The sequence below is a fragment of the Psychrobacter immobilis genome (assembly GCF_904846285.1).
Lineage (GTDB): Bacteria > Pseudomonadota > Gammaproteobacteria > Pseudomonadales > Moraxellaceae > Psychrobacter > Psychrobacter immobilis_D.
Genome location: NZ_CAJHAD010000003.1, coordinates 14,490 through 27,629, shown reverse-complemented (window position 1 = coordinate 27,629; position 13,140 = coordinate 14,490). Strand labels below are relative to the sequence as shown.

Genomic DNA, 13,140 nt, shown 5'->3' with positions numbered 1-13,140 from the left:
ATATGCTAACCATCATAACCCACAGGCAACTATAGAGCAGCGTTAAATACACAACATTTAACTGCTCCTCTATCGTAACAGATGTAATTAAATGTTGCTAGCCTGTAAATGTACCAGATAAACGCTGCCAATGTTGATCTTCTTGCGCAGTAAAAGCGTGCTTAGGATCAAGGGCAAAGTAGGGCTGATATGCTTCGGTAACTTGCTCGGTTTGGGATTCAATCAAACCTGCTAGTACGATGCGACTTTTTGGTGCCATTAAGGTGGCAAAATAAGGCGCTAAGCCAATAAGCGGCTTGGCTAAAATGTTGGCAACCATGACTTCTACGGGTTTAATATCGTTTTGTTGCCAATAGTTATTGAAGTCTTCTGGCAAAAATGCTTGCAGGCGATTATCAACTTGATTACGCTCCGCATTTTGATTGGTCGCCAGCACGGCTTGTGGGTCAATATCAACGGCATAAACTTGGCGAGCGCCCAACAAAAGCGCAGCAATCCCTAAAATACCCGAACCACAGCCATAGTCGATGACGACTTTATCGGTCAGGTCTTGCTCTGTCAGCCAATCAAGACATAAACGGGTAGTGGCATGGTAGCCGGTACCAAAAGCCAAACCTGGATCCATAATAATATTGGTGGCTTCAGGGTTTGGCGGTGTCAGCCAATTAGGCACAATCCATAAGTTATTGGCACATTCGATAGGCTGATAATTGGACATCCATTCACGTTCCCAATCCTTATCATCGACAGCACTGACCCACGTTCGGCTAGCTTGTACTTGTGCGCCGATTTCATGACTTAATTGCTCAATCGCTTGACGGCTGCCCGCATCAGTAGTGGCATCGAACAATCCTGTGAGTATGACCTCATCCCATAATGGTGATTCACCAGGAAGTGGTTCAAATAAAGGCTGATCGCCGGCATCATCTAAAGCAATTGATAGAGCGCCTGCCTCTAATAACAGTGCCTCAGCAAGATCGACGTTATTTTTTTCACATTGTAAGTGCAGTTGTTGCCATGCCATAAGGGTAACCTTAATGTTAAATTAAAAATGGATAATGAAAGGGGTGTAAGAAAGTAATCATTAAACGGGATAAAAAATTAACGACTAACTATATAAGCCTATTTTAGCGCTTATATAGTCAGTCGTCATGATAAATACGAGGGCGTGTGTTATTAGCGCAAAGCTTGTTTGGCTTCTTTTATCACGCGGGCGTTGCCTTGTGCTTGGCCTGATTGCAAGATGATTTGCCATAGCGCGCGGCGACGATTGCTATCTTGAGCGACGGTCAGACCACGGCGGGCCATTGCTTCAGCTTTACGTGGTTGGTTCTTTTTAAGTGCTACTTGTGCCAAGTAAAAATAAACGGCTGATGATTTAGGCGCTAGGCGCTGCGCGCGCGTAAAGCTGCTTTCAGCACCATTTAGATTGCCAGATTTTAATTGTTCCGTACCTACTTGCATAAGGTTGCGAAAAGCTGGCAGGTTGCTATTATTGGCTGTACTTTGCTGAGTGCGCTGCTGTGAGTTCTGCCGTGCCCGCTCCAATAGCTCACTATGTGAGGGTAACGATGGTTCAGGTATCATGTAATCTTCGCGAGAAGGCGTAAGGATTATGGCATCATGGCTATCAGGCTGAGTGACTATAGGACTTTGCGTAGACGGCGTATAGACAGGCATTGCTTCGGTTAACGGATTTGTCGCCGTGGGCTGCTCAGGCGGTGTATAAGGCTCAATAGTATAAACATCACCTTTATAGTCATTGCTTTCATTAGTACGGTTTTCAAGGACAGGTGCTTGAGTCGCCGTTGTCTGTTGAGTCTTTGTTTGTTGTGCCGTTGACTGCTTGGCCGTTGGCTGTTTTGAAGTGGCTTGCTGCGCAGTTGTTGGCTGAGTTATTGATGGTAACGTTTGTGCAGAAGAGGTTTTAATTGCCGTGGGCGCTGTTTGGCAGGCACTTAGGCTCAGCATGCCGATAAGCGTACTTACGGTAAGAATGGTATTAATACGCTTAGCCTGTGCTCTAGACAGGGCAGTAATAGCCTGTTTAGCGGTGACAGTTTGCTGTATCAATAATGCCATGTTAAAACCCCTTTTTAAGTTTTAAAAACGCTAGAACCATTCAACGGCGCGATCATACCAAGTATCGGCACGATTGCTTGAATCCCCCTCTTGCTCAGCATTGTTCTCTTCGTTATCCGCATCAACCGCTTCGCCATTAGGAATATCTAAGCCTTCACGGCGACGCTGTTGATTGATAGAACCTTGCTCATTTTGCCATTGCATCTGTTCACGGTCACGATCTTGCTGATACAGACCCATCGCGCAACTGCTGGCTTCTTCGGGTAAATGTGCTGACATCACAGGCAGGTAGCGCGCATCGGCACAGCGCTCATTAGACAGCTTGCCTGAGTTGTTCTCTAGCCACAACCATTCAATCCCTTCAGGTTCTGGTAGCGCCACCGGTGTCAGTTTTAGACGGTTCATATAATCGACCCACACTGGTAAAGCGCCACTACCACCGCTCAGACCAATCGGCTTATTGTCATCACGGCCGACCCAAACCACGCTGACATAATTACCACTGTAGCCGGCAAACCAAGCATCACGGTAATCGTTAGTGGTACCCGTTTTACCCGCAAGATTTAAATTACTGCCAAGCGATTGTATGCGTCTGGCCGTGCCGTTTTTAACCACGTCTTGCAGGGCATAGTTAATCAAAAAGTTAGTCTCAGGCGGGATACTGCGCTGAGTATTTAAACCCGTACGCTGTAAGATACGCCCACGATCATCAATCACGCTACGAATACTGTGGATAGGCGTGCGGAAACCACCAGTGGCAAACACTTGGTAGACCCCGAGCATATCCATCGGGCTAAGGTTAACTGAGCCTAATAAAGCCGAAGGATAAGGCGGGATTTTCTCTTTAATCCCCATACGCTGCAACTGCTTAACAAAGGTAGGAACGCCAAATTCCATGCCTAAACGTACCGCACTGTGATTATAAGATTGCGATAAAGCAGTAGTAAATGGCACATAACCGTGGTCACGATTGTCGTAGTTTTTGGGATTCCACTGAGTACCGTCACTGAGATTGACCGTAATCGGTGAATCATCGACCGAGCTTGCCAAATTATAACGTCCGCTTTCAAGCGCCGTCATATAAATAATTGGCTTTAACAATGACCCAACTTGGCGTTTGGCATCGACAGCACGGTTAAAGCCTGTGAATTCACTACCACTACCGACCACTGCCACCAGCTCGCCTGTTTCAGGGTTAGCGCTGACCAATGCACCTTGTAAATCCTTAGTTTTACTGCCACTACGGCGCAGCTCACCAAGCTTTCTCTCAACCGCTTTATCAGCTGCTAACTGGGCGATAGGGTCTAAGGTGCTGATGATAATTAGACCTTCATTTTTTAGGTCATCAGAGTAATAAACTTTGTTTAATTCGCGTTTAACAATATCTAGAAAATCAGGGAACTGGCTTTTGCCTTCGACAGGTTTATCAACCACACCAAGTGGCTGCTCGATAGCTTTATCGTAGTCTGCTTGACTGATTTTTCCTATAGCTAACATATTGCTCAGCACTGTATCACGACGCGCTTTTGAATCGTTTGGATGGCGACGTGGGTTATAAACGCTCGGTCCTTTTGCCATACCGACCAGCAGCGCTTGTTGGTCTAAACGCAGCTCTTTGAGCGGTTTGTCAAAGTAAAATTGCGATGCCAAGCCAAAACCATTAATAGAGCGGTTGCCGTTTTGACCCAAGTAAATCTCGTTCAAATAGGTTTGTAGGATTTCATCTTTACTATAATGCAGTTCAAGTAGTACTGCCATCAGCGCTTCGTTGGCTTTACGCTTCATCGTCCGGTCAGAATTGAGATAAAAGTTTTTAATCAGCTGCTGGGTGATGGTCGAACCACCTTGCCTAGGACCGCCAGTAAAGTTATTCAATACGGCACGAGCGATACCACGTATCGATACGCCTTTATGCTCATAAAACCCGCGGTCTTCTGTAGCGATTAGGGCGTCAATCAATGGCTGCGGTACTTCATCTAGCGACACCACCATACGATCTTCGTTGCTGTCTGGGTAAATGCCACCGATATTAACCGGCTCAAGACGGATAATGCCGGTTTTGGCTGGCTGGGTACTTTGTACCGACTCAATCTTATTGCCAGCAATGGTCATTTTGATGACTTGTTCTTTATCGACATCATTGGCGCTATAAGTAAAGCCACGCGTATGGATAAAGTAGGTATTGCCAGATTTATGGTACGTGCCCGTACGATCATAAGACTTGTTGCTTTGATAATTGAGCAGCTCAAGCCATTTTTTCATCGTGTCTGTATCGACGCTAGCGCCTTGATATAGCTCTAAAGGCTGTGAGTAAACTTTGGCAGGAATATCCCAGCGTTTACCCTCAAATTTGGTGGTGATGGTGCGATCAAGTTTGACCAAATACAGCGCCAACAGCACCATAGCGGCGATAATGACCATTAATAAAATACCACTAAACACCATGCCGCGCTGCTGTGAAGGTAGCGTATTGATAGCAGGCTTAGACGACTGTGGTCGCTTAGAATTAGATTTTTGCACTGATGACACACCATTTTGGGATAAAAAACTGCCTCATAATGACGCAAATTGACAAATTTTTCAATCTATCATCGTCAACGCACGCATTCATTGAGTGCCCATTATACATTTATTACATGTAGTTTAGATGGATTGAGAGAGTGCGAGGAAGGGTTGTGCTGCTTAGCGCACCTGCTTGTAGTATAATGTTTATCTTACTATTTAGGTCTATAGCAACAGATTTCCATAAAGCGTTTGCTACTTTTAATAGATTTTATAGATGCCATATATGTAAAGCAAAATTCATGGTAAAAAGTTTGTTACATAGGGATTGACTCTAGTTAATCATAGCAAGTTTGCTGAAAGCCGGTCGGCTGCAAGTAAAATTGTCGAAAGGAAATAGCGCGATTATGTCCAGTATCCCCTCATCCATGCCATCAAGCAGCAACCTTCATTATCAAGACCACTCGATTACTGAGGGTTTGGTGCTGCCGCTTGCCGGTCACTGTTTTCATTGCGGTGATCCTGTGCCGCAGCCGCCGTTTCATACGGATATTTTAGGCCAGTCACGCGAGATGTGCTGTATGGGCTGTCAGTTGGCGTCGCAAAGTATCGTCGAGGCAGGCCTTGAGCAATATTATCTTGACCGCTCGGAGATTAACCGTACGGCAAGCTTACCCACGCAGCTGACTCGCCTCGAAGCTTATGATCACGATGAGATAAAGTCGCAGTTTGTCTACGCCCAAGATGGTATGTCGGTAGCCGAACTGTCGGTAAATAACCTGCGCTGTGCCGCTTGTACGTGGCTGATTGAGTCGCGTTTAGATGAGTTAGATGGCATCAGTCAATGTCAGGTCAATTTAACTAATCAGCGTATGCGGGTGATTTGGGACGAAGATAAGCTGCCGATTAGTCGTATTTTGGCCGTTATCAATGAGATTGGCTACGAAGCCAAGCCTTATCGGCAAGATACCCATGAGGCCATGCTGGCACGTCATAACAGTCAGATGCTATTGCGCCTTGGTATCGCTGCGCTCGGCTCGATGCAGGCAATGATGTATGCTGTCGCGATTTATTTTGGTGAATATAGCGACATGCTGATATTTCAGCGCGATTTTCTACGTTGGGTGTCGCTATTTGTGAGTACGCCGGTATTCTTTTATGCCGGCGTGCCGTTTTTTACCTCAGCATGGTCAGCGATTCGTGCCCGTCAAGTCAATATGGATGTGCCGGTTAGTATCGCCTTAGTGGTGACTTTCTTTGCCAGTCTTTACGCCACCATTACTGGGCAAGGAGAGACGTACTATGATTCGGTCAGTATGTTTATTTTCTTCTTATTGGCTGGGCGCTATATTGAACATAATGCGCGCTTAAAAGCAGCCACCATGGCCAATGATTTGGTGGTGGTCGAGCCTGTCTTGGTACAAAAAATTGCTGAAGATAAAGACGCAGCTGAGCGTATCTTACAGCTACTAGAAAAAAATGCCCTTAATGAGACCCTTGCTGATAATGGCGCTGAACAAGCGACCAATCCAAGTAATAATTTAGCGGAAAATGGCACAAATACTGTATTAAAATCGATGCCTAACTTTATGCAAAGCATGGATGCCAATATCCGACAGTTGACCTTAAGTATCGCTCAAGATTGGCAGCAATCCAATAATACACCTTCGAGTCTCTCAAAAACGGAATATACGTTAAACAACAAGCCAAAAGACAAGCAAATGGTGACCGCTCATAGTTTGCAAGTGGGTGATATCATCATGGTGGAGGCCGGTTCTGAGATTATCAGCGATGGTATCTTACTCAGCTCCACCGCTACCGTCTCGCAAAGCTTGCTGACAGGCGAGGGCGATTTAATCATCAAAACCCAAGGCGATTATATCGTTGGCGGCGCCCAAAACGACAGTCAGCCGTTTAAGATGCTAGTGACTGCATTGCCAGAAGACAGCCAGATAGGTCTGATTGATAGGCTAATGAACCGGGCGATGAGTGAAAAGCCGAAACTTGCCCAGCAAGCGGATAAGTTAGCACGTTGGTTTGTGGCGAGGATTTTAGTATTGTCAGCTTTGGTATTTATCGGCTGGTATATCGTTGACCCAAGCCAAGCGATTTGGGCGACGGTTGCAGTCTTGGTGGCGACTTGTCCTTGTGCGCTGTCATTAGCGACGCCGATTGCGCTGACGGTAGCGACCAATCGACTAGCAAGTTATGGCTTTTTAACCACGCGTGGACATACTCTACAGACGCTAGCTGAGATTACCCATGTGGCGTTTGATAAAACTGGTACGCTGACTTATGGTAAGCCCAATCTATTAAATATCGAGCTATTGGCAAGCAATGATACGACGACAGATAAAATAGATATAAATGATGCTAGTGATAAAAAAGACAATGTATTAGCCATTGCAGCCGCGCTCGAAGTAGGTAGTCGCCATCCGATTGCTCATGCTCTGCTCACTGCTGCGTATCAATTACATCTTCCAGCTACGAAAGCGTTGCAGCATTATCCGGCAGGCGGGGTTGAAGCGATAATTGATGGGGCGTTATATCGCATTGGTCACGTAGATTTTGCCTTGGATAAAACAAATAACGATGCAAACGCCAATGATGACTTAACCATTGATTTGGTTGCTCATCGTGCTAGCTCGGCAGTGGTACTATCTTGCCAAGATGATGATTCGACAGTATGGAAAGCGCTGGCATGTTTTTACTTTAACGATAAGGTGCGTGATAGTGCCCCGTCTATGCTTAAGACCCTTAAGGAGCTAGGTATTGAGCCTGTAATGCTCACTGGCGACCCAAGCCCGCAAGCGCTAGTAATGGCTCAGGACTTAGGGATGAAGGCGGCTTATAACGGTTTATCACCCACCGATAAAGTCAATCATATTCAGGCGCTGCAAACCAAAGGCGCAGTCGTGCTGATGGTCGGTGATGGTATTAATGATGCGCCGGTATTGGCAGCAGCCGACGTCTCAACTTCGATAGCAGGCGCAGCAGATTTGGCGCAAGTATCGAGTGACAGTATCATCCTAAATGGACAGATTGAAGCTATTACTGCGGCGAAACGTATCGCTGATAAAACCAAACGTATTATTAAGCAAAACTTGCGCTGGGCACTCATCTATAACAGTAGTGTGTTGATACCTGCAGCTTTAGGCTACGTGCCACCTTGGCTTGCTGCTATTGGTATGTCATTGAGCTCATTGTTTGTGGTATTAAATGCGCTGCGCCTAAAGCGTGCTTAGCTTAAACCAGTTTAAAATTATTTAAATAAACCTTGAAAATTACCCACAAAAAAACCGCCTTTATAAAAGACGGTTTTTTTATTTAAATGACTGCTAAATAGTATTTAGATTAGTCTTGTAGGTAGCTTAGCAGACGCATAAATTCGATATACATCCACACGAGCGTAGCAAGGATACCAATACTAAATAACCACTCGTAGTCTTCTGAGACGCCCATCGCCACGCCGCGATCGATATTGTCAAAGTCTAATAACAGAGTAAAAGAGGCGATAACAATCACGAATAAGCTAAAGCCGATAGCGATAGCGCCACCTTCAAATAAGAAAGGTAGGCTCGAACCGAATGCTAAAGACAGAACCCACTGCGCCACATAAACCAGCATAATAGCAATCAATGCTGAAGTAACAATCGAGCGGAATTTTTCAGTCACTTTAACCAGACCTGAGCGGTATAGTCCTAGCATCACGGCTGCCGTGACAAAGGTCGCACACATGGCAGTGACAGGAACGCTTGGGTACATGCGCATAAAGAATAACGAGATGCCGCCTAAAAAGATACCTTCCAATAAGGCATAAGGCACCGCAAAGGTTTTGGCTTTTTGCGGTTTAAAGGTGATAAAAATAGCTAAACCGAAGGCGGCAAACATACTACCAAAAGCTGCCATGGTGATAAAACCTTGCGATAAGCCTGCCATCAAGGCATAAAAGAAAAATCCAATACCAGTAATGGCCGATAAGCCAAGCAATAAACTGGTTTTTTGAATCACACCCTTCACCGTCATCGGCACGCCTCCAACGGCAAGCTCTGCGCGACTGACAATAGGATTGGCCATAAAGTTGTCCTTAATAAAATATAGATAAATTAGATGTCAGCTACTTTAGCAAAACAGCCATTATTGTCAACTGTGTTTACGTGACGGAATACAAGGCTTGCAGCGACTATTACGCCGCCTATGAACCAGGATACGTAGAAAAAGTTTGTGTAATTTACGTCAATGGTAGCTAAACAAACTCGCCTAAAAGTGGCGTACTATAGAAGATATATGGGGCCGATTACGACAGTTAACAACGAAAATTGATAAACATGCTAGTCTAAGCGCTAATTTCCCGTTATCATTGCCCTGTAATTTACCGTTAAGCCGAGTCGTTTTATGGAAAACTCAGCGCAGTCCGTCCGATTGCCGCATTTACATGAATCAGAGCTGTTCCACGCTATTAAAAATCCTGCCTTTAGGCGTATTGGCCTGATGGGCCGCGCCGGGAAACGCAGCGTGACCCAAAGTTTGGTACAGATTGCCAAAACCATCAATGATATGAATCTAACATTGATTATGGATGTGCAAACGGCCAATTTACCGACCTTAAACCTCACTGAAATTGAAAAGATTAAAATCGTCAAACGTAGCTTAATTGGCGAGATTTGCGACTTGGTCATCGTAGTGGGTGGTGACGGTTCTATATTGCATGCCGCCGAGGCGCTGGCACGTTATCGCGTGCCTGTATTAGGGGTCAACCGTGGTCGTCTGGGTTTTTTAGCCGATGTTAAGCCTGATGAAGCGGCCTTTAAACTCCGTCAAGTATTGATGGGTCATTATCAATTAGATCATAGATTTTTACTCACCATGGAGATTCGTGAAGGTCGCAAGATTATTCATGAAGATATGGCGCTCAACGATGTGGTGCTGCATGCCGGTAAATCGGTACACATGATTGATTTTCAGATGAAAATTGACGGTCATGATGTTTATCGCCAGCATAGTGATGGGCTCATTGTGGCAACGCCAACGGGTTCGACCGCCTATGCACTCTCTGGTGGTGGTCCTATTATTCATCCGAGTATGGATGCGATTTGTTTGGTGCCCATGCATCCGCATACCTTGTCTAGTCGCCCCATTGTGGTCAGCGGTACAAGTGAGATTTGTATTCGCATCCATAAAGATAACCGCACTCAGCCGCAGGTAAGTGCCGACGGCAAGCCTAGCATTGCGCTTGAGCAAGAACAGCGCCTTTATATTCGCAAGCATCCCGATAAGCTTACCTTGCTGCATCCGCCAGGGTTTGATTTTTATGAGGCTTGCCGCACAAAGTTGCACTGGAACGTCCATGCCGAAGAGTTCAGTATGGATGTCGATGATGATATTATAGAAGAATGAATCTAGTGCTACATTTCTCAAAATAGCGCTGTGTTATAAAAATAGTAGTGGAGAGTAGGCACGATGGACAAACAAACGATATTAGCAAGTGTGACCCCAGAAGTGGTCGATCAATTCCGTCTAGCGATTGAGCTGGGTAAATGGCCAGATGGTCGTAAGCTCACGCCTGAGCAGCGCGAAACTTGCATGCAAGCAGTGATGGTTTGGGAGCATGAACATCTGCCGCCAGCCGAACGTACCGGTTATATCCATAAACCTGTAAGAGAGGATGGCTCTATTGTGGGCACTGAATGTGATGTTGAACATGAGCATCATTACCCCAATATGCCCAATCCTAAAGGGGCGGTACAACCGGTTAAATTTCACAATAAATAGACTAACAGCAAAATTTTTGATAAAAACTCACGCACAGAAAAAAGCCACGCTATTATCATAGCGTGGCTTTTTTTAATGACTTAAAATGATTTTATTAAAGCGCTGTGGTATCGACGCTTGGACGTACGGTTAATGGATTTTTTTCCATCAAAAACCCTTGCCAGCCCCAATGTAAAAAATTGCGAATATTGGCATGGTCGGTACCCTTAGGGGTCGCTTGAACCTTGGCATAATGCTCGCCAAACAGCTTTAGCGTGTCTAATTGATTTAGACCATGGTGCTTGGCAAAGCCAAAAATCTTGGCGCTGCCTTCGTTTTCGCCCGCAGCATTATGGACCATGCCATTAACAAAAGGCGCTGGCGCATAGCGATAAAAATCATCAATAAAGCTGATGACATCATTGAATCCAATGGCTTTTTTATTCAAACCATTAAGTAGAGCCGATACATCTGATTGGCGGATACTCATAAATACATGACCTCAGAGCAGATTAGAAAGCAAAAATAGGGTGCTTAATTTATGCTCAATGATTATTGATAGTTAGATAATAACGAACAGCTTAGCGATTAAAATAGTCTTCATCATCGAACGAAGGCGCAAAGCTGCCTTGTTCAAGATGTTGCATTTGCGATTGTACCGTGCGTTCATGCTGAATACGCTGATAAATCTCTTCACGGTGTACGGCAATATCTTTTGGCGCATTAACGCCGATTCGTACTTGATTGCCTTTGACACCTAGCACAGTCACACTGACCTCGTCGCCAATCATTAGCGTTTCGCCCACGCGGCGTGTCAAAATTAACATGCGTCACACTCCTTATGTCGCATCAAGAGATTATTACTCATCAGATTGCGTCTCAATTACAGGACATCACCGCAGCACTAAATAAGCAAGGTATTCATCATAAAAACAATGCTTAAGGCGATGCTAATAGCGGTAATGATAGGTAGATTCATTTAGCCCAAATGAAAGCCCCATTATAGGGGGCATAACACATACTGTCACGGGTTTTCACAAAACTATTAGGTATATACTTACCTGAGCAATAGTAATAAAAGAAAATAGAGCCTAAAAAGACTCTATTTAATGAATAATTTGCTAAAAGTAAGCAATCGCTATTTGCTTAATAAATGTGCAAGCAATGTGGATTTTTATTAATTTGCTAACATTTATAACTTATATGCGCTAGCTATTAAATATTATAACCCAGCAATTTTGCTATCACCGTCTTCACGGTCAAGCCCAAAAGCAGTATGTAGTGATTTGACTGCTTTTTCTAAATACTGCTCTTGGATAAGGACAGACACTTTGATTTCACTGGTCGATATCATTTGGATATTGATGTTGTTTTCGGCCAAAGTCTGGAACATAAGACTAGCAACGCCAGCGTGCGAGCGCATACCAACACCAACCAATGACACTTTAACCACTTCGTTGTTGGCCAATATTTCTTTGGCGCCGATCTCATCTTTGACTTCGCTTTCTAGCACTTTCATGGTTTTATCCATGTCAGAACGGTTGACGGTAAAGGTGAAGTCAGTGGTGCCATTGGTCGATAGGTTTTGAACGATCATATCGATTTCGATATTGGCGCGACCGATAGGGCTTAGAATGGCAGAGGCGATACCAGGGTGATCAGGTACGCCGCGCACGACTATTTTTGCTTCGTCGCGATTAAAAGCGATACCTGAGATGATTGCCTGTTCCATGTTGTCTCCTTCGTCTATCGTAATTAGGGTGCCGACATTGTCTTGAAAGTCTTGGTCGAAGCTACCATCGTTGTTTTCATCAAAGCTAGATAATACGCGCAGTGGTACACCGTATTTGCCAGCGAATTCTACTGAGCGAATTTGTAAAATCTTAGAGCCAAGGCTTGCCATCTCCAGCATTTCTTCAAAGGTGATTTTTTCAAGTTTTTTGGCTTTTGAGGTCACGCGAGGATCAGTGGTATAGACGCCATCGACATCGGTATAGATTTGACATTCATCAGCACCTAATGCTGCTGCAATTGCAACACCTGTGGTATCAGAACCGCCGCGACCTAAGGTTGTCGCGTTGCCTTCTTCATCGATACCTTGGAAGCCCGCCACAATAACGACGTTGCCCGCATCTAATTGCTCACGAATATTTTTATCATCGATGCTTTCGATACGCGCTTTATTATAGGCGCTATCGGTTTTAATGGCGACTTGGCGACCAGTGAATGAACGTGCGCCAATACCCAGCTCTTTAATCGCCATCGCAAGTAAAGAGATAGAAACCTGTTCGCCCGTTGAGACCATTTGGTCGTATTCGCGTGGGTCAGGCTGGCTGCTGATTTGGCGGGCTAAATCGATCAAACGGTTGGTTTCGCCGCTCATGGCAGACACCACCACAATCACTTGATGACCGTTGTCATGCCAGCGCTTGACTCGTTTGGCGACATTTTTGATGCGGTCGATACTGCCCATCGAGGTGCCGCCATATTTTTGTACTATTAACGCCATAAAAATCTACCTATTATTCACCAATGGCCATCTGTTACTTATCGACATCAATCCGTCAGGAAACTGTTTGTTAATTCAGTGTGAGATTAATTTTAATAACGATAAAGCCGGATTATAAAAACTGCGCGCTTTTCTTTACTCTCTGCGGTTTTACTATTGATAGCTAGTGACTTGATATGCTCACCTTTGTTTAAGCGTGTTACTTTATACCATATTAGCGACATAACTTTAAGTACCAGTAGGCATTAGATATATGGCGATTGGTTATAACTGCTATAACCAATCACGTATTAACC

9 protein-coding genes and 1 pseudogene are annotated in these 13,140 nt (G+C 44.8%); 3 read left to right on the top strand and 7 right to left on the bottom strand.

From position 1 onward, the window contains the following. Positions 1 to 97: 97 nt before the first annotated feature. The 3 genes from prmA to mrcB all read right to left on the bottom strand — a co-directional run bounded on the left by prmA (position 98) and on the right by mrcB (position 4,602). Positions 98 to 1,024: a 50S ribosomal protein L11 methyltransferase gene (gene prmA, locus JMX13_RS03155; protein WP_201609516.1), complete on the bottom strand. Its 927-nt coding sequence runs from the start codon at positions 1,022 to 1,024 to the stop codon at positions 98 to 100. A gap of 152 nt (positions 1,025 to 1,176) precedes the next feature. Next, positions 1,177 to 2,082, bottom strand: coding sequence for a tetratricopeptide repeat protein (locus JMX13_RS03150; RefSeq protein ID WP_201609515.1), 906 nt, complete (start codon positions 2,080 to 2,082; stop codon positions 1,177 to 1,179). Between the two features lie 30 nt (positions 2,083 to 2,112). Beyond that, on the bottom strand, positions 2,113 to 4,602 hold the full coding sequence (mrcB, locus tag JMX13_RS03145; protein ID WP_201609514.1) for a penicillin-binding protein 1B: 2,490 nt from the start codon (positions 4,600 to 4,602) through the stop codon (positions 2,113 to 2,115). 389 nt (positions 4,603 to 4,991) lie between these two features. Between mrcB and JMX13_RS03140 the strand changes: the two genes are divergently transcribed. Then, positions 4,992 to 7,829: a heavy metal translocating P-type ATPase gene (locus JMX13_RS03140; protein ID WP_201609513.1), complete on the top strand. Its 2,838-nt coding sequence runs from the start codon at positions 4,992 to 4,994 to the stop codon at positions 7,827 to 7,829. A 109-nt stretch (positions 7,830 to 7,938) separates the two neighbouring features. Here JMX13_RS03140 and JMX13_RS03135 read toward each other — a convergent pair whose 3' ends face one another. After that, complete coding sequence (locus JMX13_RS03135) at positions 7,939 to 8,661, bottom strand: Bax inhibitor-1/YccA family membrane protein (RefSeq protein WP_201609512.1); 723 nt, start codon at positions 8,659 to 8,661, stop codon at positions 7,939 to 7,941. Between the two features lie 318 nt (positions 8,662 to 8,979). On the opposite strand from JMX13_RS03135, the gene JMX13_RS03130 reads away from it, so the two are divergent. Together JMX13_RS03130 and JMX13_RS03125 are read left to right on the top strand one after the other, a co-directional pair. Further along, positions 8,980 to 9,981, top strand: a complete 1,002-nt coding sequence (locus JMX13_RS03130; RefSeq protein ID WP_201609511.1) for an NAD(+) kinase — start codon at positions 8,980 to 8,982, stop codon at positions 9,979 to 9,981. Between the two features lie 63 nt (positions 9,982 to 10,044). Further along, positions 10,045 to 10,356 (top strand): YeaC family protein, encoded by a 312-nt coding sequence (locus tag JMX13_RS03125; protein ID WP_201543313.1) that lies wholly within the window; start codon positions 10,045 to 10,047, stop codon positions 10,354 to 10,356. Between the two features lie 94 nt (positions 10,357 to 10,450). Here the strand turns inward: JMX13_RS03125 and JMX13_RS03120 are convergent, their stop codons facing one another. The 3 genes and pseudogenes from JMX13_RS03120 to JMX13_RS03110 form a co-directional block, all read right to left on the bottom strand. Then, complete coding sequence (locus tag JMX13_RS03120; RefSeq protein ID WP_201609510.1) at positions 10,451 to 10,825, bottom strand: HopJ type III effector protein; 375 nt, start codon at positions 10,823 to 10,825, stop codon at positions 10,451 to 10,453. 169 nt (positions 10,826 to 10,994) lie between these two features. Next, positions 10,995 to 11,162, bottom strand: a pseudogene (gene csrA / locus JMX13_RS03115) (carbon storage regulator CsrA); the annotation flags it as partial. 395 nt (positions 11,163 to 11,557) lie between these two features. Continuing rightward, positions 11,558 to 12,844 (bottom strand): aspartate kinase, encoded by a 1,287-nt coding sequence (locus JMX13_RS03110; protein WP_201543309.1) that lies wholly within the window; start codon positions 12,842 to 12,844, stop codon positions 11,558 to 11,560. Between the last annotated feature and the right edge of the window lie 296 nt (positions 12,845 to 13,140).

What these genes read in the sequence shown, in the direction of transcription:
- prmA (WP_201609516.1), bottom strand. Translation starts at nt 1,024, where the DNA reads ATGGCATGGCAACAACTGCACTTACAATGTGAAAAAAATAACGTCGAT.
- JMX13_RS03150 (WP_201609515.1), bottom strand. Translation starts at nt 2,082, where the DNA reads ATGGCATTATTGATACAGCAAACTGTCACCGCTAAACAGGCTATTACT.
- JMX13_RS03140 (WP_201609513.1), top strand. Translation starts at nt 4,992, where the DNA reads ATGTCCAGTATCCCCTCATCCATGCCATCAAGCAGCAACCTTCATTAT.
- JMX13_RS03135 (WP_201609512.1), bottom strand. Translation starts at nt 8,661, where the DNA reads ATGGCCAATCCTATTGTCAGTCGCGCAGAGCTTGCCGTTGGAGGCGTG.
- JMX13_RS03130 (WP_201609511.1), top strand. Translation starts at nt 8,980, where the DNA reads ATGGAAAACTCAGCGCAGTCCGTCCGATTGCCGCATTTACATGAATCA.
- JMX13_RS03125 (WP_201543313.1), top strand. Translation starts at nt 10,045, where the DNA reads ATGGACAAACAAACGATATTAGCAAGTGTGACCCCAGAAGTGGTCGAT.
- JMX13_RS03120 (WP_201609510.1), bottom strand. Translation starts at nt 10,825, where the DNA reads ATGAGTATCCGCCAATCAGATGTATCGGCTCTACTTAATGGTTTGAAT.
- JMX13_RS03110 (WP_201543309.1), bottom strand. Translation starts at nt 12,844, where the DNA reads ATGGCGTTAATAGTACAAAAATATGGCGGCACCTCGATGGGCAGTATC.